The sequence below is a fragment of the Paenibacillus sp. B1-35 genome (genome assembly GCF_050474385.1).
Classification (GTDB): Bacteria; Bacillota; Bacilli; order Paenibacillales; family Paenibacillaceae; genus Paenibacillus_B; species Paenibacillus_B alvei.
Genome location: NZ_JBCHVJ010000003.1, coordinates 226,809 through 251,496, shown reverse-complemented (window position 1 = coordinate 251,496; position 24,688 = coordinate 226,809). Strand labels below are relative to the sequence as shown.

Annotated in this window: 23 protein-coding genes and 1 riboswitch; of the genes, 12 read left to right on the top strand and 11 right to left on the bottom strand. The window is 48.4% G+C overall.

Annotated features, from left to right (window positions below; genetic code table 11):
- The first annotated feature begins 19 nt into the window (after positions 1–19).
- Positions 20–943 (top strand): ABC transporter ATP-binding protein, encoded by a 924-nt coding sequence (locus ACQ5BJ_RS12955; protein WP_005544067.1) that lies wholly within the window; start codon positions 20–22, stop codon positions 941–943.
- A 58-nt stretch (positions 944–1,001) separates the two neighbouring features.
- Entirely contained in the window at positions 1,002–2,153 is a 1,152-nt protein-coding gene (locus ACQ5BJ_RS12950; protein ID WP_430110691.1) for an ABC transporter permease, read from the top strand.
- Positions 2,154–2,238: 85 nt separating this feature from the next.
- Here the strand turns inward: ACQ5BJ_RS12950 and ACQ5BJ_RS12945 are convergent, their stop codons facing one another.
- A complete protein-coding gene (locus ACQ5BJ_RS12945) occupies positions 2,239–3,525 on the bottom strand; it encodes a Gfo/Idh/MocA family protein (protein ID WP_430110694.1) in 1,287 nt (428 codons plus the stop codon).
- A 315-nt stretch (positions 3,526–3,840) separates the two neighbouring features.
- Positions 3,841–4,031, top strand: a riboswitch (Lysine riboswitch).
- A gap of 111 nt (positions 4,032–4,142) precedes the next feature.
- Here ACQ5BJ_RS12945 and ACQ5BJ_RS12940 point away from each other — a divergent pair.
- Positions 4,143–5,591 carry an amino acid permease gene (locus ACQ5BJ_RS12940; protein WP_005544073.1) on the top strand — a complete coding sequence of 483 codons (1,449 nt, stop codon included), beginning with the start codon at positions 4,143–4,145 and terminating at the stop codon, positions 5,589–5,591.
- Positions 5,592–5,699: 108 nt separating this feature from the next.
- On the opposite strand, the gene ACQ5BJ_RS12935 is transcribed toward ACQ5BJ_RS12940, so the two are convergent.
- From ACQ5BJ_RS12935 to ACQ5BJ_RS12920, 4 genes are all read right to left on the bottom strand, one after another.
- A complete protein-coding gene (locus ACQ5BJ_RS12935) occupies positions 5,700–6,902 on the bottom strand; it encodes a transglutaminase domain-containing protein (RefSeq protein ID WP_430110698.1) in 1,203 nt (400 codons plus the stop codon).
- A 351-nt stretch (positions 6,903–7,253) separates the two neighbouring features.
- Positions 7,254–8,162 carry an alpha/beta hydrolase gene (locus tag ACQ5BJ_RS12930; RefSeq protein WP_268622005.1) on the bottom strand — a complete coding sequence of 303 codons (909 nt, stop codon included), beginning with the start codon at positions 8,160–8,162 and terminating at the stop codon, positions 7,254–7,256.
- A 103-nt stretch (positions 8,163–8,265) separates the two neighbouring features.
- The gene (locus ACQ5BJ_RS12925) at positions 8,266–8,964 is read right to left on the bottom strand and encodes a bifunctional 4-hydroxy-2-oxoglutarate aldolase/2-dehydro-3-deoxy-phosphogluconate aldolase (RefSeq protein ID WP_268622003.1); all 699 of its coding nucleotides are present in this window, start codon (positions 8,962–8,964) and stop codon (positions 8,266–8,268) included.
- 49 nt (positions 8,965–9,013) lie between these two features.
- A complete protein-coding gene (locus tag ACQ5BJ_RS12920) occupies positions 9,014–9,988 on the bottom strand; it encodes an ROK family protein (protein WP_430111052.1) in 975 nt (324 codons plus the stop codon).
- A 279-nt stretch (positions 9,989–10,267) separates the two neighbouring features.
- On the opposite strand from ACQ5BJ_RS12920, the gene ACQ5BJ_RS12915 reads away from it, so the two are divergent.
- Entirely contained in the window at positions 10,268–10,477 is a 210-nt protein-coding gene (locus ACQ5BJ_RS12915) for a hypothetical protein (RefSeq protein ID WP_005544086.1), read from the top strand.
- Between the two features lie 117 nt (positions 10,478–10,594).
- Here the strand turns inward: ACQ5BJ_RS12915 and ACQ5BJ_RS12910 are convergent, their stop codons facing one another.
- From ACQ5BJ_RS12910 to ACQ5BJ_RS12900, 3 genes are all read right to left on the bottom strand, one after another.
- The gene (locus tag ACQ5BJ_RS12910) at positions 10,595–11,299 is read right to left on the bottom strand and encodes a YkyA family protein (protein ID WP_005544088.1); all 705 of its coding nucleotides are present in this window, start codon (positions 11,297–11,299) and stop codon (positions 10,595–10,597) included.
- Between the two features lie 23 nt (positions 11,300–11,322).
- Entirely contained in the window at positions 11,323–12,174 is an 852-nt protein-coding gene (locus tag ACQ5BJ_RS12905) for a polysaccharide deacetylase family protein (RefSeq protein WP_430110704.1), read from the bottom strand.
- Positions 12,175–12,543: 369 nt separating this feature from the next.
- Positions 12,544–14,697 (bottom strand): DNA topoisomerase III, encoded by a 2,154-nt coding sequence (locus ACQ5BJ_RS12900; protein ID WP_430110706.1) that lies wholly within the window; start codon positions 14,695–14,697, stop codon positions 12,544–12,546.
- Between the two features lie 143 nt (positions 14,698–14,840).
- Between ACQ5BJ_RS12900 and ACQ5BJ_RS12895 the strand changes: the two genes are divergently transcribed.
- The 5 genes from ACQ5BJ_RS12895 to serS all read left to right on the top strand — a co-directional run bounded on the left by ACQ5BJ_RS12895 (position 14,841) and on the right by serS (position 19,278).
- On the top strand, positions 14,841–15,563 hold the full coding sequence (locus tag ACQ5BJ_RS12895; RefSeq protein ID WP_268621997.1) for a TraX family protein: 723 nt from the start codon (positions 14,841–14,843) through the stop codon (positions 15,561–15,563).
- Between the two features lie 64 nt (positions 15,564–15,627).
- Positions 15,628–16,350: a TraX family protein gene (locus ACQ5BJ_RS12890; RefSeq protein WP_289356449.1), complete on the top strand. Its 723-nt coding sequence runs from the start codon at positions 15,628–15,630 to the stop codon at positions 16,348–16,350.
- A gap of 331 nt (positions 16,351–16,681) precedes the next feature.
- On the top strand, positions 16,682–17,161 hold the full coding sequence (locus ACQ5BJ_RS12885) for a glutathione peroxidase (protein ID WP_268621993.1): 480 nt from the start codon (positions 16,682–16,684) through the stop codon (positions 17,159–17,161).
- Between the two features lie 24 nt (positions 17,162–17,185).
- Positions 17,186–17,665, top strand: coding sequence for a MarR family winged helix-turn-helix transcriptional regulator (locus ACQ5BJ_RS12880; protein WP_005544096.1), 480 nt, complete (start codon positions 17,186–17,188; stop codon positions 17,663–17,665).
- Between the two features lie 329 nt (positions 17,666–17,994).
- Positions 17,995–19,278, top strand: a complete 1,284-nt coding sequence (gene serS, locus ACQ5BJ_RS12875) for a serine--tRNA ligase (RefSeq protein WP_289356453.1) — start codon at positions 17,995–17,997, stop codon at positions 19,276–19,278.
- Positions 19,279–19,344: 66 nt separating this feature from the next.
- Here serS and ACQ5BJ_RS12870 read toward each other — a convergent pair whose 3' ends face one another.
- Both ACQ5BJ_RS12870 and ACQ5BJ_RS12865 read right to left on the bottom strand, forming a co-directional pair.
- Positions 19,345–19,863, bottom strand: coding sequence for a VanZ family protein (locus ACQ5BJ_RS12870; protein WP_005544098.1), 519 nt, complete (start codon positions 19,861–19,863; stop codon positions 19,345–19,347).
- A 13-nt stretch (positions 19,864–19,876) separates the two neighbouring features.
- Positions 19,877–20,842: a copper amine oxidase N-terminal domain-containing protein gene (locus tag ACQ5BJ_RS12865; RefSeq protein WP_268621986.1), complete on the bottom strand. Its 966-nt coding sequence runs from the start codon at positions 20,840–20,842 to the stop codon at positions 19,877–19,879.
- A 222-nt stretch (positions 20,843–21,064) separates the two neighbouring features.
- Here ACQ5BJ_RS12865 and maa point away from each other — a divergent pair, with 222 nt between their 5' ends.
- Positions 21,065–21,631, top strand: a complete 567-nt coding sequence (gene maa / locus ACQ5BJ_RS12860) for a maltose O-acetyltransferase (RefSeq protein WP_289356455.1) — start codon at positions 21,065–21,067, stop codon at positions 21,629–21,631.
- 64 nt (positions 21,632–21,695) lie between these two features.
- Here maa and ACQ5BJ_RS12855 read toward each other — a convergent pair whose 3' ends face one another.
- Complete coding sequence (locus ACQ5BJ_RS12855; RefSeq protein WP_005544101.1) at positions 21,696–22,655, bottom strand: MraY family glycosyltransferase; 960 nt, start codon at positions 22,653–22,655, stop codon at positions 21,696–21,698.
- A 251-nt stretch (positions 22,656–22,906) separates the two neighbouring features.
- Between ACQ5BJ_RS12855 and ACQ5BJ_RS12850 the strand changes: the two genes are divergently transcribed.
- Entirely contained in the window at positions 22,907–23,827 is a 921-nt protein-coding gene (locus tag ACQ5BJ_RS12850; protein ID WP_430110713.1) for an aldo/keto reductase, read from the top strand.
- Positions 23,828–24,045: 218 nt separating this feature from the next.
- Positions 24,046–24,672 (top strand): nitroreductase family protein, encoded by a 627-nt coding sequence (locus ACQ5BJ_RS12845; protein ID WP_268621982.1) that lies wholly within the window; start codon positions 24,046–24,048, stop codon positions 24,670–24,672.
- The last annotated feature ends 16 nt before the right edge of the window (positions 24,673–24,688 follow it).

Genomic DNA, 24,688 nt, shown 5'->3' with positions numbered 1-24,688 from the left:
GAATTAAGGAGGAACCTGTATGTCATTGGCAATTGAAGTATCGAACTTGCACAAAAAGTATGGCAGCCACACTGCATTGAACAATATTTCATTTCAAGTCCGTCCGGGAATTTGCTTCGGCCTACTCGGCCCCAACGGCGCCGGCAAATCGACAACGATGAAGATCATCTCTGGCATTCTCCAGCCGAATAGTGGCGCTTTGCATGTATTTGGGATAGATGCAGTCAAAGAAGCCGCAAAGGTACGGAACATAATCGGTTATGTCCCCCAAGGCATCACCTTGTATGAGAAGCTCAGCGCGTACGATAATTTGAAGTTTTTTGGAGAAATGTATGGCTTAAAAGGAAGCCCGTTGAAGGAACGCATCTCAACCGTTTTGACACAGGTCGGGCTTCTGGATCGCGCCAAGGACGCCGTTGGCACCTTCTCTGGTGGTATGATGCGCCGCGTGAATATCGCTGCTGCACTCCTCCACCGTCCGAAGCTGCTTGTTCTTGATGAACCTACTGTCGGCATTGACCCACAATCGCGCAATCATATATTCGAAATGATCCGCAAGCTGAAGCAAGAAGGGGTATCCATCATATACTCGACTCACTATATGGAAGAAGTCGAAGCACTCTGCGAGGAACTCGCCATCATCGATCACGGTTCTGTTATCGCCCAAGGCGGTCTGCATGAGTTGCTTGCGCAGTATGGAACTAATTCCGTATATGTCGAAATGGATAAACAAGCTGCGATTTCCTTCGACTCGATTCCCGGTACAGTGACTGCCCAAGAAAAGGGCTGGATTATTGATACCGACGATACACTCAAGACGATGAACAGCGTGTCTGCACATTGTCTTGAGAATCATGTAAAGGTTACTCATCTCGAAATCGTTCAACCTTCATTGGAGACCGTGTTCTTGAATTTGACGGGAACGTCCCTTCGGGATGCTTAATAGAAGCTCAGACCGAGAAACATGTATAGGAGTGTAACTTTCAAGGAGGAGAAACCGAATGATTACCAGCTTTACTCGCAAGGAGATTCAATTGCTGTTTAAGGAAAAGGGGACATTTTTCTGGCTGATTCTGATGCCGATTATCTTTATTGTTGTGTTTGCTTCTGTTTTCGGGAATATGGGGAATTCCAGCATCACGTTAAATTATGTCGATCAGGATCAGTCCCCCGCTTCGAAAGCGATTGTAGCATCGTTAGCCAAGGTGCAAGGTTTTCAACTGAAGGAAGATACAGAACGCACGATTGATCAGCAAATCGCGAGCATCCGTGACGGTAAGCAATCTTCACTGCTTCTAATTCCGCAAGGCTTCGAAGCAAGCATTAAATCGGGCAAGACTCTAGCTGAATTGACGCTTTATCGCGATGAGAATGACAACACATCAACAGCTCCTATTAAGGCTCTGCTTGGGCGAATCGTCGATGAGCAGCGTCAGGCGAGCGCTGCGGAGCAGCTTGCAGGCAAAGGAATTACGGGCGAGGAAATGAAGCAAATCTTTACTCCCCCAATGACCGTTAAGGAGCAAATGGAGAATGTTGTTCCCGTAGATATGATTAGTCAAGTGGTTCCTGGTTATACCGTTATGTTCGTATTCTTCATTATTATCTCAATGGTGCGCCGCTTCATACGCGATAAAGAAAGCGGAATGACGGCGCGTTTGTGCAGTACACCCATGAAACCTTTGACTTATTTAGTCGGCATGTGGGTCCCTTATATTATCGTCGTACTCTTCCAAAGCGCGGTGCTGCTGTCGTTCGGGCATTTTGTATACGGCATGCGGCTTGGCGATGTGCTGGCAGTTGGGCTTATCATTGCGGCGCTTGGTATCTGTGTAACTGGCCTCGGCCTTCTGATTTCCCTTATCGCAAAGGGAGAGAATCAAGGCCTTGCTATGACACAATTAATCGCGCTTGGCGGAGCCATGATCGGCGGACTCTGGTTCCCGCATGAGATGATGCCGAAGTTCATGCAAACGATCGGCCACATGCTCCCTCAATATTGGGCGCAGGATGCACTGAAGCGCATTATCTCGCATGGTGCTCATGTACCGGACGTATGGCTGAATGCTATCATCCTGCTCGGTATCGGAATTATCGCACTCGCACTCGCTTGGGCGCGTTACCCTCGCTTCATGAAGCAATCGATCGGTTAGTCAAGGTCGAAATACGAGACAATCCTGAAATAGAAAAAAGCTCTCCGCGATTAATACGGAGAGCTTCTGACTTTCGTATATGGAATTAGTTTATTGCAGGCTCCGCCTCGCCAGCCAATTGCTCGCGGACGAACTCTTCAATCGAAATGGTACGCTTCTCCAGGCGCGCCTTTTCCGCAGCGAAGGACATCATATGGCTTTGTACCGAAATGTCTGCCGATGTGCGCCCCTGAATTGCACCTCCTGCTTGTACCAGCTTTAGGAAGTCCTTCACAAGGCCTTGGTCGCCGCCGCCGTGGCCTACATGTCCGCCTGGCGCTTGCAGACTGAGCAGTTCTCTGAAACCATTTTTAAAATGGATAATTTCAATTTCGTTCTTTTCCATATGAGCGCGAATTTCACCAGTCGTTCCCATCAACTTCAACGTGCGGCCAGAGTCATACGTGAAGGCCGTCATCGTGAATACCGCGGTTACCTCATTCGCGAATTCCATATTCACCACTTGATGGTCTACCACATCATTGTTGCAATGGTAGACGCAGCGGCCGTACGGGCCTTCCTTTAAGGCCTGCAGGCGGGATTCATAACTCATATCATCTGCAATTACTGATGTTGGCCAGCCGATATCATCTGTCAAATACCACTTTGGCGCATAATACGGGCACTCATCAGCCACAGCACATCCATCCAGACAGCGTTTCGTTGCGCCTTCTGGAGCCTCTTCCGAACGAAAGTGAGACAAGGCACCGAAGGAGGATACATGGGTACATTCAGCACCAGCCAGCCACAGCAGGATGTCCATATCATGACAAGACTTCTGCAGGATCATCGGTGAGGACTCTGCGGAATTGCTCCAATTCCCGCGGACGAAACTGTGCGCCTGATGCCAGTACGCCACATTTTCATTATGCTGAATGGACATAAGGCGGCCGATTCTTCCTTCCTCCAGCAGCTGCTTTAGCGTGGAGAAGAAGTTCGTATAACGCAGTACGTGACAGATAGAGAAAACGAGGCCTCTCTTCTTCGCTTCTTGTCCCATCTTAATACATTCTATTGGCTCAGGAGACATTGGCTTTTCCAGCATAACATGATAGCCTGCGCCCAATGCTGCCATAGTAGGCTCATAATGCATCTTATCCTGTGTGCAAATAAATACAGCGTCAGCAAGCTTTGGCTGCGAGAACAGCTCTTCCCACGAAGAAAATTGGCGTTCTGCCGGAATACCATGCTTATCTGCAATGCGCTGACGACGAGCTGCACTCGGATCCGCCACAGCGACAACTACCATTTCAGTTGAGCGGCCAATTGCGTAATCGGTATAGATTTCACCACGTTGACCTGCCCCTAGCAATGCTACAGTAACCTTCTTCATTTCCTATGCCTCCCTACAGTGTCTGTCGATGGTTAATACGGAAGTTTCCCAACTTGCTTTCTCTTTGCATCCATCTTATACCATGTGCGAAACCGCTTGCAAGGAGTAAAATTCCTTTTTAAAATATATTTTTGGATATTTCAGCTTAAATGTTTGATTTCATACACAACTCTCTCTCTACTTGCACTTATACTTTCTGCCTATTTCTACTTTTTAACATTGAACTTACAACCTAGTTTCTTTATACTTAGCGAATATAGGCAACAATGATGGCTATGCCATCTTCATAGTGCAACAAATCCTCATCCTATTCCACGATGAGGTAGAGGTTGCGGTTGTTAAGAGTACATTCGCGGAGGCAGGAAGAGCCGATGATTCGAATGAAAAGGAACTACCGCCGAAGTTCGCGTTATCCGCTTCCGGTACGCGTGCTGGGGTCGCTGTCTAATAGGCACGGCACTGTCATATGAAGATTACCCGTCTACGTATGATGCGCTATCTTTAAGGAAGGGTATGATGGGGACGGTCAGACCGTTTGAACGTATACGCTTCAGCGGTTTTTTTATGTTCTCCGCTCCTTTCCGGCAATACTAAGATTTAGAACAGGAGTGAGTGACTTGAGTCAGCAACAGAAAGAGCAAGGGCTTCGCAGAAGCCTGAAAACACGCCACCTCACCATGATTGCGCTCGGCGGCTCAATCGGTACTGGTTTATTTCTTGCCAGCGGCGGAGCTATAGCGCAAGCAGGTCCCGGAGGAGCGCTGCTCGCATATGCAGCAGTCGGCATCATGGTATATTTCTTAATGACGAGCCTTGGCGAACTTGCAACATACATGCCGGATTCCGGCTCATTCAGCACATACGCCTCACGATTCGTCGACCCAGCCTTCGGCTTCGCGCTCGGCTGGAACTTCTGGTTTAACTGGGCGATTACAATCGCCTCTGAATTAGTCGCAGCTACATTGATCATTAAATATTGGTTCCCGAACAGCAACTCCTTCCTATGGAGCTTCCTGTTCCTAAGCATCATCTTTCTGTTGAATTATATCTCTGTTAAAGGATACGGAGAGTCTGAATATTGGTTCGCCATTATTAAAATAACGACAGTTGTTATCTTCCTAATTACAGGCGTATTGATGATATTCGGCATCATCGGCGGAGAACGCATCGGATTCGAGAACTTCCATATCGGCGACGCACCGTTCCATGGCGGATTCTTTACGATTCTTGGCGTATTTATGGCTGCCGGATACTCCTTCCAAGGAACCGAGCTTGTCGGTGTTGCTGCAGGCGAAAGTGAGAACCCAAGCGAGAGTGTGCCCCGTGCCATTCGCCAAGTATTCTGGCGCATTTTGCTATTCTATATCCTGGCGATCTTTATTATCGCAATGATTATTCCATATACTCATCCAAGCTTGCTGTCCAGTGAAGTAAACAACATCAATGCGAGCCCATTTACGCTCGTATTCGAGAAGGCCGGTTTCGCATTCGCCGCTTCGGTTATGAATGCAGTTATCTTGTCCTCTGTGCTGTCTGCGGGCAACTCTGGCATGTATGCATCAACGCGCGTGCTCTGGGTACTTGCGAAGGAAGGCAAAGCGCCTAAGTTCCTTGGCAAGCTGAATAAGCGCGGTGTACCTGTCAATGCCTTGATTATGACGAGTATTATCGGTATGATGGCGTTTCTAGCCAGTTTCTTCGGAGATGGAATTGTCTATACATGGCTGTTAAATGCATCTGGCATGTGTGGATTCATCGCTTGGCTCGGCATTGCGGTCAGTCATTATCGATTCCGTCGGGCCTTCAACACGCAAGGCCATGATTTGAAGGAACTGCCTTATCGTGCCCGCTTCTTCCCGTTCGGACCGATCTTTGCCTTCGTACTGTGTATGTTCGTCGTACTGGGTCAGAACTACCAAGCCTTCCTTGGGGAAGCAATCGATTGGAAAGGGCTGATAATGACCTACATTGGTCTGCCGCTCTTCTTGATCGTATGGTTCGGCTATAAGTGGAAGAATCGTACAAAGGTGATCCCACTTCAGGACTGCAAGTTTGATCACAAATAAATTACATTGCATAGAATAAGGCCCTGCCTCACGCGTTAGTCACGTGTGAAGCAGGGCCTTTTATTATTCTACATCAAAATCTTTACCTCGGCTGCGACTCCACCCTTCTTATTTCTGGAGCTCAATATCAACAAGAAGGTCGTCACTGTTATTCAACACAGATACTCTATATTCGAACGGTGTAGACAACCCTAGCTTGTCCATCATATCATGCAGATCAGCGCGAAGCTGAAGCTCGCTGCCTGTATAACGAACCTGGAACTGTTCCCGCCTCACCTTCTGTGCAGACTGATAGCGTTCCACAAGGTCACTTACATTCTTGACCTCCCGTTCTGGAAGCAGCACGTCCGGACTCCAGCCGCGTTCCAGCTCTTTAACAAAGGAACGCATGCCTTGATCTGTCCCTTGGTGCATTTGCTCTAGCGCTCGCTCATATGGGACATCAGCCTTCGGAAGCTCCGCACTTTCGTTCCAATCGTGATCGGTTCTCATTTCCGCATCTGTACGCATATAGTACGTGTAGCGCACCAGCTTCCCGCGATCCGGGAGCGGGTCATCCCATGTTGCATCCACATGATACCACTGCCCATCCAGTTCAATCAGGTTCCACGCATGCAGCAGCCCGCCCGCCTTACCTTCGACGATCTTGGAAGGAATATTAGCCTCTTCAAGCATAGCCTGCATAAGCAGTGCATATCCTTGACATACAGTTGTAGCCTCGGTTAACGCCTCATAGGCGGTGAATTTCGTCATACTTTCATCATAGGCAACGTGACTGACAATATAATCATGAATCGCTTTTACTTTTACATGTGGGGATTGTCCCGCATTCGTAATTCGGCTCACAATTTCTTTCGCTTGCTGCCTTACATATTGTGACTGCTCGTACGTTTCGCGATAGTCTACATACACATTGACTAAAGCGGAATCTGTGCTCCCCTTCCATTGATAAGAGTATCTGCTGACATTGTACCGAATGAACGGATCCGAATATAAGGCAGCCGATAAAGATTGACCGGCCATTTCGGTTAACGACTTCGTGTCACCTTCATATCGGAACGAGATTACCGTTACTCTTCGTGTAAATTGCTCGCTTAGCCATCGGCTCATTTCTGCTTGACTATGTAAGGCAATCATCGAGGAGCGAGCCTCAACCGTGGGCCATAAGGCAAAGCCGACCACTATTCCTAGCAAAACACTTCCGAGCATAAGCAGCCGGAAGATAGAGAACTTTGGGAATCGAATCCATTTCCTCACTTGGCCCCGCCTTTGCCGCTCCAAGCGGGATGGAACCTCTGAATCAATGTACATGCCTTCACCACCTTCGCATCAGCGGAACAGATCCGCCTTTGTGTGCTAGGTAGCGTAACATAGTGCTATCGCAAATACTGTCTAGTTATAGCACTCTAGTAGCGAGTGAGAATTCGCTGCCTTTCTGTTGTGCTCGACAAGCTGCGGCAGCAAGAGCCGGGAATTGCATCGTATTGCGGAAAATCATAGCGATGAAGACATGAGGAATATGACGAGAGGTAGCGAACAGATGGAGCATTTGCCTATAAAAAAATTAAAAAAGTTACATAGAATCTGTTAAAAGTGAAAAACGAAGAAGCCCACTCTGCGCCAAGAAGCAACTTGGATGACAAAGATGGGCTTATGAGCTTGCTAACTTTCGTTTATTTTCAATTGGCGCTTGAAGAACGGGATTACTTCCGTCCAAAAACGCGGATCCGTCTCCGAGCAGCTATGTCCGTTCGTATCGACAATCAGATGCGGCTGCTTATAGGGCAAGCGCTCAATGAGCTGCTCCAATTCCGTTGGAGGGATGAATCCATCCTGCCGTGAATGAATCATGTAGACAGGAGTATCCCCTTGCGTGCGCTCATAGTGTGCCGCTAATAGTTGTGCGACATCCAATCTGTCATAAACGGAAACCGGAATGCGAGAACGATACAGCCAAATACGCGGAATGACCACTGCAAGCGGGAATGCTGGCAGCTTGCGCCGACGAAGCTCAGCCTCCACTAAGGATAATGGACGGGATGGCATGGAATCCGTTACAATCGCCTGTACATTCAGTCCTTCCTCCAGCGCCAAAACAGCACCGAATCCCCCTAAAGAGTGCCCGAGAACTGCAATTCGCTCTGGGTCTGCATCTGGCCGTTGGCGCACGTATCGAACCGCAGCCAGCAAATCATCACGAAACAACAGCGCCGAAGGAGCCTTTACAGTTCCACTCTCTCCATGGCTGGTCACATCATATACCAATACATTGAAACCCGCATCTGCCAGCGGGTCAGCGTACCTCATGACACGCGCTCGATTCGATCCCCACCCGTGAGAAATGACGATAACCGGAGCTCGCTTCGCAGGTGTATTCCCTTTGCCCCAGATGAACCAGCCTTGCAGTGTCGCAGTCCCTTGGAACACTACTCGATCAAAGGGACGATCCGGTTCCTTCTGAATGGGAATCGGGCGCGGGGACTGGCTCTTCACAGCGAGCATCCAGGCACCGCTTGCCGCACTTCCAGCAAGAACAAGTGAACCTACTCCATATGTCCACAGCATTGTCATACATGATTCACCTCTCTTTACACACCATACCCACAGAACCGGCTGGATGTAAACTGTATGTATATCATTAACGTATTCCTATAATCTCACACCCGATCATTCTCTATCGCTCTCTGGTTGACGGTAAATGAGAGCAGGGGAGCTTGCGCACTATATCAACAAATTGACTTGCATTTACAGCCAGCGCTTCGTAATTGCCCGACAAGATATCATCCTTCGGAAGAAGCTTGGAGCCCAATCCGAATGCAGAAGCACCAGCGGCACCATATGAAGCTAACGTATGCATATCAATTCCGCCTGTTGCAATAATCGGAATGTGCCCAAGAGGACCGCGAACCTCCCGAACATATTCTGGACCAAGTGATCCTAGCGGGAACAGCTTGACTGCCTTCGCACCTGCCTTCCATGCGCGCACGATCTCCGTTGGTGTCAATACCCCGGGCCATACATCGACGCCTCGTTCCGCCGCATATGCGATTACTTCCTCGTCTAAGTTCGGAGAGATCAGAAACTGTGCCCCGCACGTCAGGGCTTCACGAGCAGAGGCAATATCAATAACAGTGCCTGCACCGATATAAGCCCGCCCTGCAAATCGTTCGCGCCAATGGGAAATGATTTCCTCAGCATCTGCTGTATTCATCGTTACTTCCATAAAGCGAATGCCGCCTTCCACAAGTGCCTCTGCGGCCATATTGGCCTGTTCAGCCGTAAACCCACGAAAAATCGCGATAATACGCTCTTGAAGCATCCGCTCGGTAATATCCGTACCCGAGAAGAAATCTTGGACATCCCGTACTGTCATCTGATCTACCTCCTTCTGCTTATTTCTTGTTTTTATTGGTACCTTACATTTATAACGACACGTGACCAAGCTTCTCTGCACGACTCTTAGCAAATGCCGCACTGCCAATCACACCGCCGTCATCAATCAGTTCGCCCTGGCGAATCGTCAACCGTTCTAAATATCCATGATACACATACTGTTTTAGCGTATCCCGCAACGGCTTCAAAATTCGTTCGCCTGCAAGTGCACCTCCGCCGCCGATTACGATTACGTCCGGACTGAGCAGGGAAATGGAATACGCCAATCCTTTTCCTAGCACCTGTCCGGTATAATTCATAATCTCGATCGCGAGCTTGTCGCCTTCATCGTACGCTTGCGAGACATGAGCTGCTGTCAATTCACCGCGCTCATAAGGAGTACGCAGCAAGCTCTCGCGACCCTTCTCAAGTGCTTCCTTCGCTTGACGAGCAATACCTGTAGCAGATACGACGGTCTCCAAACATCCCGTCAAGCCGCAGCCGCACGGCGTAGTCTCGCCATCAATGGCCACGTGTCCCAATTCACCCGCCATGAACCCGCTTCCATAGTGCAGTTCGCCATGAACAACCGTCGCTGCAGCGAGTCCTGTACCGATGGTGACACCATGAACAATCCCTGCACCTCGCCCCGCACCGCTCATCGCTTCTCCGAATATATACATTCGGACGTCATTATCAATAAAGACTGGCACCCCTACCTTTGCGCCAAGCCGACCAGAAACATCCACATTGTTCCACTTCAAATTCGATGCAAAAATACTTACGCCTCGCTCTGGATCAATAAAGCCCGGAATTCCTGCTCCTACCGATACAAGAAGACTGCGATCCACCCCAGCCTTAACGAACAATTCATCGACCATCTCAGACATTTTGCTCAGGACATGCTCTACACCAAGGTCTGCTTCAGTTGGACGCTTCACCTTGGTTACCAGCTCATACTGCTCATTGACCAATCCACATACAATGTTCGTTCCGCCCAGATCAATCCCAACCATATACTGCATCATTGATCGCTCTCCTCGCCTTCCTATTCTTTCTGTTTGTCAGTACCCACATCGTACAATCCTCGCTTTGACCCTGTCAATGATTGCCTGCACTCTTTTAGCCGTCATGAATTCGCCTTAATTTCGCCTTAATATTGGAAATGAAATAACAGACGAACAGCCGTGAAAACGCTATAATAGATACTGTGATATGTATCACACGCCAAGAAAAAGGATAATTTCAGAGCCAGAAGATACCTGTCCTGTTTAGAGTCAACGTTTATGAAGAGGTGTATATCCATGACGTATGTAGATATTAGTTCGATCTCGCCACAATTATTCGTTACGATTTTATTTTTCCTGCTCATCGTTTGTCCGCTGCTTAGTCTCGGCGTAGTGCGTTTATTCCAGCAACGTATAAAGGTAGGGATAACGTATATTGCATCCGCTATTATCTCTTACGTTATCTTTTTACTTGTGGCCGATTTCGTACATCGAACATGGAGCTAGCAGGCAGGAACTCATTCCACATGCGAAGCCTCCTGCTATCTCGCATAAAAAAGACCGTTTTGAAGCAGTTCATCTGCCTCGAAACGGTCTTTTTTCTAATTATGATTTTCATGAATCCTATGAATTCGACTCCGTCTTGGCACCTTCACCATCTGTCTTCTCTGTGCCAGTTACGTGCATGCCCGCCTGCTTGTAAAACTCTGACTTCTTCACATTGAATGAATTCGTATATTCGTTAAACTTAATTTTCAACTGTTCGACTGCACGATAGGCCTCATTGCGTTCAGAGACAGCTTTCGTAATAGTCTTCAGCTTTGTATCCTTTTGCTTCAACTCGTTGTACAGCGCCTGCTCTTGCTGAATCCATTTGCCGTACTTTTCATACATGGAAGTGAACGTTTCGTAGCGCTTCACATAAGCGTCGTACGCTTCTGTTGCCTGCTTCTTCAAGCCTTCTTCCTTCAGGTTGCTGATTGCGCCGTCAAGCTCGCCCATTTTCTTTCGAGCGTCATCAAGCGTATTTTTCAGTTGTTCCATTGCCTGCGTACGCTCTTCGAGCGCCTTGCTCGAATTGTCGATCAGCGTCTGTACATTGCGATTGTCCTGCTTGCCTTGAGACAAGATATTATCGTATTGCTTGCTGTCCTTCGCTTCCAGTGTGCTCAGCGTCTTCACTGCTTCTGCAACGTTCGCTTCCGCAGCAGATGCCTTCTCGAAACCTTCAAATATTTGTGTCGTCGGTGCAGCGCCGCATCCAGTCAAGCCAATAAGCAGAACGGATGCCAGCGCGGCAACGGCGGTTAGCTTTTTCCAACTTGCCAATGTGTTAACCTCCTATCCCCGTGCTACAATCGTTTGTCGTGATGGAAATTGCATACGAAATGCGCATTCGGGTCGTACACTTCGAACTCGTAACCTTTGCTTTGAATGTAATCAATAATAGCTGGCAATGCATCCAAGGTCTGCTGGCGATCATGCAGCAAAATAACCTCTACATCTTCTGTCAAGCCCGCCTTAACTTGCTCCAGCACTCGATTCGGTTGTCCGATATATTTCCAATCCCAAGAATCGAGTGTCCAGTCCCACATTTTAAAGCCCGCATCTGCGATATCCTTACGGAATGACTCGCCAATTTGCGGTGCGCTGCCGTATGGAGCACGGATCAATGTCGGCTTGTAGCCCGTTAACTCGTCTACAATGCCCTGCGCCTCCTTGAACTCGTCAATGAAGTTTTTGGAGCCGCCACTCTTATACAGCTTAGCGTAATCATGCGTCATGCTGTGCAGACCTGGATAATGGCCTTCCTTCATCATGCGCTTCACCGCATCCGGGTATTGTCTCATGTTATCGCCCAGCATAAAATAAGTAGCTTTGATATTATGCTGCTTCAATAAGTCCATCATATCATTGGAATATTTGCTCGGCCCATCATCGAACGTCAAATAGGCAACCTTGCGAGTTAAGCCGTTGTACTCCTTCGGTGATTCTTTCTCTTGTGCTGCTGTTCCAAAAGGAACGACTTCTGTCACAATCAACTCGCTTCCAGATGCTGTATCTGTTCCGAGCAGGCTCTTAGCTCCAGCGTATATGCCGACGCCAATGGCGACAAGAAGCATGAGCAATACGGTGCGTCCAATTAACTTTTTGCGTTTCTTACGGCGACGGTTGCCGGCCGACACCATCCCTCGATCCATCATTATCCTTATCCACTTCCTTCTAGCGACTTGTTTCGACAACTACTATAATATAAATCTAGCATTAGGGCATTACAGAAACATTACAACTCTATTGATTTTATCAAAAAATAGATACAATGTTGTTACCATCTCAAGAAAATGGTTACAATTACATGAAAAATATGACAAAAAAAGCCCTCTGTCCACCTTTTCCACAGTACAGAGGGCCTATTAAAACTAGAAAAAGCATATGCTCAATAGGTCATATGACCCTGTTAGCCAGCTTTGTTCTACTTGTAATGATTTTGTCATCACCGATGAACGTTACATGATCGCTGTCGTGTTCATTTCATTTTCTGCTGTACAATTTGACGCGTATTTTCGTTCGTTTTACTGTTTATCCTGCTTCTCCATCGCTGCCTTCAGCAAGTCGCCCAAGCTGTTGCCGATTGATTCCTGCTTCTCGTATTTCTTGAGCAAATTTCGCGTTTCATGCTTGCGTGCCTTGCCTCCGCCCTCTTCCAGCTTTTCGGTTATGTTGCAAGCGAGACACTGCACATACTTGCCTGCCTTGCCAATCTTAAATTCCATTTTCTTATGGCATTGCGGGCAGCGGCGATTTGAGAGCTGCTTCTCATCAGAACGCTTGTATTCACAAGATTTGCTGGAGCAAATAAGACGCGTACCGCGCTTCGACTTCCGCTCCATTAGGCGTGAACCACATTCCGGACAATGGCGATTCGTCAAATTATGCGGCTTGTATTCCGCGCTGCTCGTCTTCACTTCTTTTACCAGTTGCTCGGTCATCTCCCGTATCTGATTCATGAACGTTGAAGTGCGCGCTTCGCCCCGTGCGATACGCTCCAATTCCCGCTCCCAGCGAGCGGTAAGCTCTGGAGATCTCAACTGATCCGAAGTAAGGCGAATTAACTGCTCCCCCTTGCCTGTCGGTTGAAGCGATGCGCCTTGGCGCTCAATGGTATCAGAAGATACAAGTTTCTCAATAATATCCGCGCGTGTGGCTGGCGTGCCGAGTCCATGCTTCTCCATCTGCGTCAGCAACGTAGCTTCTGTGTATCGGGCCGGCGGCTTCGTGCGATCTCTGCGCGTTATTACTCGCTTCACTGCCAGCTTATCGCCATTCGTTAAGCTCGGCAGGCGTTGTTCCTTATTCCAAGCCGACTGATGATCCTCCTCCTGATCCTCATTTGAGGATGTATCATCCCAGTCCCCTTCATAGGCTTGACGCCAGCCGATGTCAAGCATCGTGCGTCCCTTCGCATAGAGTCGCTCACCGCCAAGCTCAATTGTAACCGCAACCTGCTCATACTTCGCTGGCGGCAGGAATAAGGCGATATAGCGCCGCGCAATCAAATCGTACAGCTTGCGTTCATCTGTAGACAACGCCGACAGTCGCAGCGGCTCATCGGTTGGAATGATGGCATGGTGATCTGTAACCTTGCTGTCATCCACGATGCGCTTCGTAACAGACAGATTGCGGCTCCCGCGCAGGAGCAACTTCGCAGCTGCTGCATAAGGCCCCACAGCCATCGCGCTCAGTCGCTCTTTAAGAGTACCGACCATATCCGAGGACAAGTAGCGGCTGTCTGTGCGCGGATAAGTGACAAGCTTATGCTGTTCATATAGACGCTGCAACACATTCGATGTTTGCTTGGCTGAGAATCCATAACGGCGGTTTGCATCCCGCTGTAGCTCAGTAAGATCATATGCGAGCGGATGCGGTTCATTCTTCGTGGACTTCTTCAAATCCGCCACAACAGCTTGCCGACCGTTCTGCAGCTTGGCAGCGATGGCTTGGGCTGCTTGTTCATTGAAAATGCGTCCGTCTCCGTTGGCCCCACGCCATACTGCTTCGAACCCGCCGCAATCCGCGTGTATCGTGTCGTACTCCTCGGATTGGAAGTTCTTGATCTCCTGCTCCCGCGACATCATCATCGCAAGTGTCGGCGTCTGCACACGTCCCGCAGACAGTGGAGTTTCGAACTTGCAGGTTAAGGCGCGAGTTACATTCAAGCCGATAAGCCAATCCGCCTCTGCTCGACAGCGCGCAGATTCATACAGGCGATCGAATTGATTGCCTGGCTTCAGTTGGCGGAAGCCTTCCTTGATTGCCTTATCCGTCTGCGACGATATCCATAGGCGGCGGAACGGCTTGTTCCACTTCACCATTTCCATGACCCAGCGTGCCAACAGCTCTCCCTCACGCGCCGCATCTGTTGCAACGATGAGATCCTTAATATCCTGACGCTTGCACAACTGCTGTACGACCTTGAATTGATGCGATGACTCGCGCAGCACCTTCAGCTTCATCTTCTGCGGAATCATTGGCAAGTCTTCCAGATTCCAAGTCTGATACTTCTTGTCATAGTCTTCTGGCTCCGCCAATCCGACCAAATGGCCTAATGCCCATGTTACGACATAGTCAGGCCCTTCAAAATATTGTTTATGAGACGTGCGGCATCCAAGTACACGGGCGATCTCGCGACCAACCGATGGCTTTTCCGCAAGTACGAGTGATTTCATACATCCATTCCTTCCCTTCATTCTGCTGCTCCTATTATAGCATGACCTTCAACCGCCTTTTGGCTTCTGATATGATAAGGGTATAATCGTATTGGATTCCGACTATCGCAAGGTATTTATAGGGAAAGGGGAAGCTGCGCCTCATGTCGTTCAACGCCTTCCAACTGAAGCTGCTGGCAGCCGCGCTCATGACACTGGATCATATACAGGCATACTTCCCAGACTCCGTCCCGCTCACCTTTCACTGGCTTGGGCGGCTGTCCGCGCCAATCTTTTTCTTTCTACTCATTGAAGGGTATGCATTCACTCGTAATCGAAGACGTTATTTGCTGCGTCTGGCTGCAGGCGCTGCCGTGATGGCTGCCGGAAGCACGCTGCTCCTCTATTTGCTTCCTGGGGGATCGATCCCAAACAATATCTTTCTATCCATGCTTGGGGCGTTATTATTACTGACAACCTATGATTGGGCACTGCGTACTGAATCGGGTGTGGCAGGATGGGTGCTGTGTTGTGCTGTAGCATCCTTAATGATAGTTGTAGTAGAATTCAGCTGGCTGTCCGTTTCGATGGCACTTGTATTCTACCTGTTCCGGGGACGAGGGCGCGCAATGGCTGTCGCTTTTATCATCTCTTCCCTAGCATTCACTATCGGAATGGATTTGTTCGCTTACCGAGAACCGGCATTGTGGAGCTTAGCGTACGATTGGCGGATCAACGCTCAGTGGATGATGATTTTTGCTATTATTCCGATCAGTTTCTACAATCAACAACGTGGGTATCAATCCATATGGGGAAAATACGGCTTCTACCTGTACTATCCGCTTCATATCTGGATATTGTATGCAAGCAGTACGGCATGGGAATAGAAGGACGGTTTTGTTTTTATCCCTTCCAACAACATAAGAACCAACAGAATTTGGAGGATGTAATGTGCGTTTGGATCGTTTTCAACTAAAGCTGCTCGGCATGACGCTTATGGTGCTTGACCATATGAACCAGTTCCTGCCAGGTATGCCCATATGGTTCGGGTGGCTCGGTCGGATCGTCGCTCCAATCTTTTTCTACTTTATCGTAGAGGGCTTCTACCACACCCGGAGCCGCGTCAAATATATGCTTCGCCTATTTACGTGGGCAGTCATTACCAAGCTTGGCAGCACATTGCTTCAGCTCGCATTGCCTAGTGAGACTGTCAGCGTCATGAATAATATTTTTTTGTCCCTATTAATGGGACTATTGCTCTTAACTGCAATCGAATGGACGAAGAAAACACGCTACTACGCCCTTGGAACTCTATACATCATCCTCGCCGTAATCGGCGGGACATTTACAGAGGCGTCCATACTCGGCGTCGCGATGACGCTGATTTTCTATCTTTTCCGTGAACGAAGGAGTCTAATGGCGATCGCATATGTAATTGTAATGCTGCTGATTGCCGTAGGTCTCGGCTCTCTCGGCATTCCGCCCGATGAAGTCTTCTCCTATGACAATTTATTTGTCCTGAACTATCAGTGGATGATGATATTCGCCATAATCCCGATTCTGCTGTATGACGGAGAACGCGGGTATCATGCCAAGTGGTCCAAGTATATGTTCTACGTATTTTATCCGGTACATATTTGGATTCTATATACCATTGGCGTTCTAGTTCGATAATGAGCGGCGCAGTGCTGTCTCTTCCATGGTTGTGCAACCAGCAGAAGGGATGGCCCTTTTTCTTTTTCCGAACCCCTGAGCTTCAGAGGTAGGCAAATAGCATTGATTCTCAGAGTATACGCATGATTTCCTCTGTTGTATAGAGATAATATAGATGTCATACCACGCCATAACACCTCATTTAAATTGTGCACAATTTAATTTTATAAAATATAATTGCACAAATGATTATTCCATGATATAACGATTACAGCACTATATTTGATAAACAACCGAAACGTTTCATTGATTTACGATATTACAATTTTTATAAATAAAGGAGCGAAATGATATGAACACGGTATACGATTATTCCGTCAAAAAACCGAACGGAGATGAAGCGTCGCTGTCGAGCTACGAAGGACAGGTGCTCATAATCGTTAACACAGCCAGCAAATGCGGCTTCACCCCTCAATTTACTGAGCTGCAGCAATTGTATGACCAATATAAGGAGCAGGGCTTGGTCGTTCTCGGCTTCCCATGCGACCAGTTTGGCAATCAAGAGTTTGGAGATATGAAGGAAACAATGGAATTTTGCCAAGTAAACTATGGCGTTTCCTTCCCGATGTTCGCCAAGGTTGATGTGAAAGGCGATCATGCAGAGCCATTGTTCCAGCATTTGGTGTCCGAGAAGAAGGGCCTTCTTGGCAGTACCGATATTAAGTGGAACTTCACGAAGTTCCTCATCGATCGCACAGGGGCCGTCGTGAAGCGTTACGCTCCGCAAACCTCCCCTTCCAAGCTGAAAGAAGATATCGAAGCCTTATTGTAAGGTGCAGCAGGAGATGAGAACATCATGACATCCAAGCAGGACAACACAATACAGCCAGACGACCTACTCAAGCTGGACAATCAGCTCTGCTTCGCCATCTATACAGCATCCAAGGAAATTACGAAGCTGTATCGGCCTATGCTGGAGAAGCTGCAACTGACCTATCCCCAATACATTACCTTGCTTGCACTATGGGAAACGGACAATCTCACCGTGAAGGAGCTTGGTCAACGACTATCTCTCGATTCCGGTACGCTAACACCAATGCTGAAGCGAATGGAGCAGCAGCAACTCATTGAGCGTAAGCGCGGCGCACAGGATGAGCGGCAAGTTTTTATTACCCTTACGCCAAAAGGGCGCGAATTGAAGTCAACTGCCAGCTGTATCCCAGCAGAGCTGGTCAATAAAGCTTCTTCCGCACATATTCCCGTGGATAGTCTGATGCGCAGCATTCAAGAGCTGACCGCTCATTTGCGCCGACTCCATGATGCAGCAACGGAGTAAAACAAACGAATGATGCATTGACTTTCAGGGAAAAAGCTATATAATGATATCAACAATTCAGATACGGAAATTTGCCAATGAAGAGCATCCAACTCGGAGGCGTTCTCGTCAAGGCGTCGGCTTGCCCGATGTGCCCTAAGTGAACCGGCACCGCCCGTTACCGCGGAACCAAGAGGATCTTCAACCTGCTTCCTGTAAGCTACCGCTTATTTGCAGCAATGATGATCAAGTTGGGTGGCACCGCGAGCTAGCGCTCCTCGTCCCAATCGGATGAGGAGCGCTATTTGTATTTTCTACTAACAGGAATCGCGGTAAAGGAGACGGTGACTATGCTAGACATGAAATGGATTCGCAATTATCCAGACGAGGTGCAGTTGGCAGCTCAGCAAAAAGGCATCCCCTTCGAAGTAAAGGAACTGCTCACTTGTGATCAGATTCGGCGAAATTTGCTGCAGGAGACAGAAGCCCTGCGCCAGGAGCGCAACACAATTACGTCCCGTATAGCTGCTGCCATACGGGACGGTGAACGACAAAGTGAAGCGGAAGCATGGAAGGAACAAGTTCGCCAGTGCAATGACAAACTTGCGCAGCACGAAGCGAAGCTGGCAGAAACCGAACAAGAATACAGCCGCCTGCAGCTTCTTGTGCCAAACATCACTTCGCCAGATACTCCGATCGGAATTTCGGATGAGGATAATGTGGAAGTGCGGCAGATAGGCGAGCTGCCCAACTTCGATTATCCCCTGCTTGATCATGTCGAGCTTGGCGAACGATTAGGCATTATGGATATTCGTCGTGGGGTTAAGGTGGCAGGATCCCGAGGCTATTATTTAAAAAATGCCGGGCTTCTGCTGCATCGTGCGGTACAGCAGCTTGCACTTGATCTGCTCATGGATCACGGCTTCACCATTATGGATGTGCCGCTCATGGTTCGTCAGGACGCGCTGATTGGTACCGGCTTCTTCCCGCTTGGCGAGGATCAATGCTATGCCATGCCGGAAGATGGTCTGTGGCTCGTGGGCACTTCAGAAGTTAGCCTCGTCTCGTACTGCAGCAATGAAATCGTAGATGTCACCGAACCGATCCGCATGGCTGGCGTATCCGCCTGCTTCCGGCGCGAAGTAGGCTCTGCAGGCCGTGATGTCCGCGGCTTGTACCGTGTCCATCAATTTGCCAAGGTGGAGCAAGTTATCATCGCCCCGAATGATGCCGTACTGTCGAATCAGCTTTTGGAGGAAATGGTGGGCTATTCGGAAGCAATTTTGCAAGCGCTGGAGCTTCCCTATCGTGTCATGGCAGTATGTACGGGAGACATGTCGCAAAAGACATATAAACAGTACGATATCGAGACGTGGATGCCATCCCGCCACCAATTCGGTGAAACGCATTCCGCGTCAAACTTGCTTGACTTCCAAGCCCGCCGCTGCAATATTCGCTACCGTGATGAAGCGGGACAGCTTCAATATTGCCATACGCTTAACAATACAGCGGTAGCCAGCCCGCGAATTCTCATCCCGCTGCTGGAGAATCACCAACAGCCGGATGGGACTGTCCGTATTCCACGGGCACTGCAGCCTTACATGCGCGGCATGGAAGTCATTAAGCCGCAATAAATAAACAATAAGGCCGCCGGAGAACATATCTCCAGCGGCCTTACTAACGTATCCTTGCCTATAACATTACGGGAAATGCAGCCCTCTTCCCTTATTCTTGCGGCGGCTGAACCTCCCCACAATGAGGAATAACAGCACAACAAGCACAACTCCAATCGAGTCTACTGCGACATCAATCGCGTGTCCAGTTCGATTCGGCACGAAGCTCTGATGCCACTCATCCGATGCTGCATAGGCAACAGAGATGACAGCGCCGGCAGCAATGGCCATCCATCGTTCCCATCTCAAGGCAAGCAGCGCACGAATCACCAGAAATGTCAATAGCGCATATTCAGCTACATGCGCTCCCTTGCGAATAAAAAACTCTACAAAATCATAGGGCTGCTTCCAAGTCACCAAGCCCCCATCATACGTAAATTCAATAGACGGAAGCCAATGCTCAAGCATAGATAGCGGCAGCCACGCAGCGAGCGTAGGTCGCAAATCCTGCTCTCCATACGACTGTGAAGACTTATAAAAGATAAAAGCCATCCAGGCCAACGTGGCGAGCAGCCACCACACAAACCGTTTATTTCGTACCTTCATGATTGCTCCTTCCTTACTTTCGATCCTCCTGAGGTGGGCGTGCATCCGTCCGCTTCTCTCCTCGAATAGATATCACTGCGTCCGCATTCGAGCGCAGCTTCAGCATCACGTCGAACTTGCCAAGCTCGGTCGTACGACCTTGCGCATCCATTTTACCATACGTTACGAAGTTCTCCACCGGGAAGGAATGACGGAAGTATACCATAGATGTGCCAAAGTCAGGTTTGCTGCCGATTTCTTCAAACAGCTTGTCCGCGCTTGTTCCCGTTCTTCCCTGCCATACGACCTCAGCCAATCCGTCCTCTGTGATCGCTACAACACTGGTAACATCCTTAATATGATAGCGGTAGCGAAGCGCCTCCCCTTCCGGGAACACGATGGTCGCCTCGAAGCCTTCCGACCGCGGCTTAATTTCTCGGTTCGGATAGACAAACGGGAGACGGAGCGCTTCCTGTCGAGCTGCCTCTAATTCACCCGTCCGTATGATCTCGTCACGCTTCACCCGTTCCGGCGTGCGGATGATCGCAGCCTTCTTCTTCGCATCCCATTTGACCTTGCCGCCTAGCGCTTCACTAATAAAACGCAGCGGCACATACGTATGGCCCTCTATAATCCGAACAGGCGCGTCCAATGCTACCTTTTTTCCATTTACCCATGCGCTGGGCTGCTCTGCAATGAGTTTAATCGTACGTGATTTATCAGCAGAATATACCCATACCGTTTTAGCAGCTGCATCCCATTTGTAGGTAACGTCCTGCTTGCCTTTACTGCCATCTTGATTGAAATAGCTATAATCATCAAATGCAAACAGCGGAACGACAATATGCTGCTGATCCCACTTCCACTCCGAAATATCGTATCCATTGAAGTAAACCTTCGCCTGCTGCATAGCGGATGGCACTGCTTGTTCGGCCTGTGCTGGCATCGAGAACCCCGCCCATACCAACATACTCATCATGATAAGCAGCCACTTTTTCATATTCGTCCCGCTCCTTTCACAATCATGTCCTTTCATAGGGATTCTATTTATTTAGACATATCCCTGCTTGTAAAAGTTTCAAATTTCGACGAATATCGCATCGTTTTCCCTATTTACCACAGAAATAGAGATTTCCCCTTCCCTTGCAAATGCAGATGCCTCCGTCGATAATAACGGTATTACCCCCTACTCGACAAAGGGATTGGAGAGGAGTTATTCGCAATGACCATACGCACTGAGAAAGAGAAAATGATAGCAGGCGACATGTATATGGCCGCAGATGAAGAACTCGTTAAGGATCGTGAATTTGCAAGGCGCCTTACCCGCATGTTTAACCAAACGTTAGAAACGAATTACAGCGAACGGACAGAAATACTACAGAAGTTGTTCGGTTCAGTAGGCGAAGGCGTGTACATTGAACCAACCTTCCGCTGTGATTATGGCTATAATATTTATCTTGGCAAAGGGGTCTATGCCAACTTCGACTGTGTGATGCTGGACGTATGCGAGATTCATATTGGAGACAACTGCTTCCTCGCTCCAGGCGTTCATATCTACACAGCCACTCACCCTTTGAACCCAATGGAGCGCATCTCCGGCCTTGAATTTGGGAAGCCGGTTACGATTGGGGATCGTGTATGGATTGGCGGTCGTGCGATCATCAACCCGGGTGTCACCATCGGCAGCAATGTTGTCGTGGCTTCCGGAGCCGTTGTCACCAAAGATGTTCCAGACAACGTAGTCGTAGCGGGAAATCCTGCACGAATTATTAAGCATATCGAAGTATAGCCGAACAACACGAAAAAAAGCCTTTCCTGAACGGAAAGGCTTTCTGTGTCATGCATCAATTCTCTTATACCTGCAACAGCGTCAGAATAATAGACGTTAAACCAAAGCACAGATTAACCAAGCAGAGCACTGCCACAACCTGCTTCTGATTCAGACCTCCTGCCAGCAGCCGGTAATGCGCTTGTGTCGCATCCGCCTTATATACAGGCTGGCCATTCAGCATCCGGCGAATAACAACGAATACGTTATCCAGAATCGGTACACCTAAGGCCAATATCGGAATGAACAAGGACAATACAGTGGCCTGCTTAAATGCGCCATCCAAAGCGATAACGCCGAGAATAAAGCCAAGGAATGTCGCGCCTGCGTCGCCCATAAATACTTTTGCCGGCGGCTTGTTGAATCGCAGATAGCCGATAGAAGCTCCGACGAGAATAATCGCCATCATCGCAGATACACTCTGACCTTGAGCCAGGGCGACTGCAAACAAGGTTCCGCCCGATATCGCAGTTAATCCTCCTGCCAAACCATCCATCCCATCTGAGAAATTGATGACGGTAGTGACACCGAAGATCCACATGACAGTCAAGATGCATTGGAGCCATGCAGGCAGGCTTACAAATTCATGCGTGAATGGATTCGTAAAGCCTTCGAAGGTGATCCCGGATAAATACACGATTACGGCAGCGCATATTTGCACGAGCAGCTTCGGCAATGCCGGAAACTCTTTGCCGTGCGTCTTGTACCAGTCATCGATTGTTCCGATAGCGAGAATCAGCAACCCACCACATATGATGGCAATTGATTCGATCGCAGAATTTCGAACAAAAATCACATAAGAAACGATGAATGCAACAAAAATGGCGATGCTCGCCGTAAGCGGGATCGGCTCCCGATGAATTTTACGCTCATTGTCCGGCATGGGCTTGTCAACAAAATCAATCCGGAACGCAAGCTTGCGCAGCGGAGGTATCAAAAACATCACGATACATGAAGAGATCAGAAAAGCTAAAAAATAATACATACTTTCCTCCTGTAATCATGCGTTATAAAGACAAAAAACGTAATAATGATAGGGCATACATTGCAACTATAACTCATATTATCATGAATAATAGCGGATTATGAAATTAATTTTTTTTCATATATCATTCAGCTCAGGTCGAAATATGCTCCATGATTAGGCTTGAATCGGCTCCCTATGCTATGATTACGATAAGTATCATCCACTTTATGAAGTCAAATTTTTAATACATAAGAAAGGTGTGTTCTTCCATGCAATATCGCAAGCTTGGCAAGACAGGAATGAAAGTGTCTGTAATTGGTGTAGGCACTTGGCAATTCGGCGGTGAATGGGGACATGACTATACACAAGCAGAGGTCGATTCCACCCTTCACAAAGCGAAGGAGCTCGGCATTAATTTCATTGATACAGCTGAATGCTACGGCGATCACCTTTCGGAATCCTTCATAGGGGATTATTTGAGCAGGGACAATCGTGAGGATTGGGTAGTTGCAACGAAGTTCGGCCACCATTTCCACTCTCACCTGAATCGGACAAATGAATACGATGCTCCAGAGGTATTGAAGCAACTGGATGATTCCTTGCGTGCGCTCAAGACTGAGTATATCGACCTGTATCAATTCCACTCAGGTGATGACGATGCCTTCAATAATGACGCGCTCTGGACAATGCTGGACAAACAGAAGCAAGCCGGTAAAATTCGTCATATCGGTCTATCCTTAAATAAAAGCAATAGCATGCACCAGTCGGCGAATGCAACAGACGTGGGCGCAAGTGTCATCCAAGTCGTGTACAATCGACTTGACCGAGGCCCAGAGCAGGATGTATTTCCATCCTGTATCGAGCAGAATCTAGGCGTTCTGGCACGCGTTCCGCTTGCTAGCGGCCTCTTGAGCGGCAAGTACAAGCCAGGTGCTTCCTTCGCCGCCAATGATGTGCGTCATCGTCATGAGCAGCAGTTCATTGATGAGCGTTTGCAGCAAGCCGAGCACATTCGCCAGACCGAAGTGCCGGAGGGTGTCAGCATGGCGGAATGGGCACTTGCTTGGTGTCTGCGCCACCCTGCTGTTACATGTGTCATCCCTGGATGCAAAAACGAAGCCCAGGTCGAGAGCAATGCTCGAGCTGCACAACTTGTATCCTCAGATCATCCACAGTTATGGACGGAATAAATGACATGCGATTATCCCGCAAATGCACCACATGGTGGTCGGTTTGCGGGTTTTTTGCTGATATAACAAGGACGAGCAATCATTTGTAAACGCATGGCTAATTATTTTTAATATTTTTTCGTAATTCACTTACTTTTTTATAGTTAATATGGTATGATCTTTTTACAACAATGAATACCCGAACATGCTATCATAAGACGTAAGAGGAGATGAGACCTATGCATGATATCGAAACCATCGTCAAACAAAGACGCTCAGCCAATAAATTTATTAAGGATATCGAAATTTCGGAAAAAGAACTGAGTGACATGTTCTCACTTGCGAAGTTCGCTCCATCCGCCTACAATCTGCAGCATACGCATTATGTTGCTATCACGGATAAAGACAAGATGAATGCGCTGTATGAGGCTGCTTACAAGCAATACAAAGTCTTGACCGCTTCAGCCGTGATCGTGGTGCTGGGCGATATGAACGCCTATACACATGTGGACACCCTGAATGAAGGTTTGCTGAATCTGGGCGTGATTAACAAGCAGGAGTATGATCACTTTGTAAGCAGTACGAAGGATTTCTACATCAATCGCGGGGAGTCCTTCCGCCGTGAGGATGCCATTCGCAATGCCAGCCTATCTGCGATGCAGTTCATGCTTATTGCCAAAGACAGAGGCTGGGACACTTGCCCAATGATTGGCTATGATCCCGAAATGGTTCGAACAGCGCTCAATATTCCAGACCATTACGTTCCCGTTATGATGATTACCCTTGGCAAGGAAGATACATCAAGCCCGCGTCCGCGCGGCTATCGCAAGCCCGTTCACGAATTCGTCACCTTCCAATCCTTCTAATCCATACAAAAGAGTA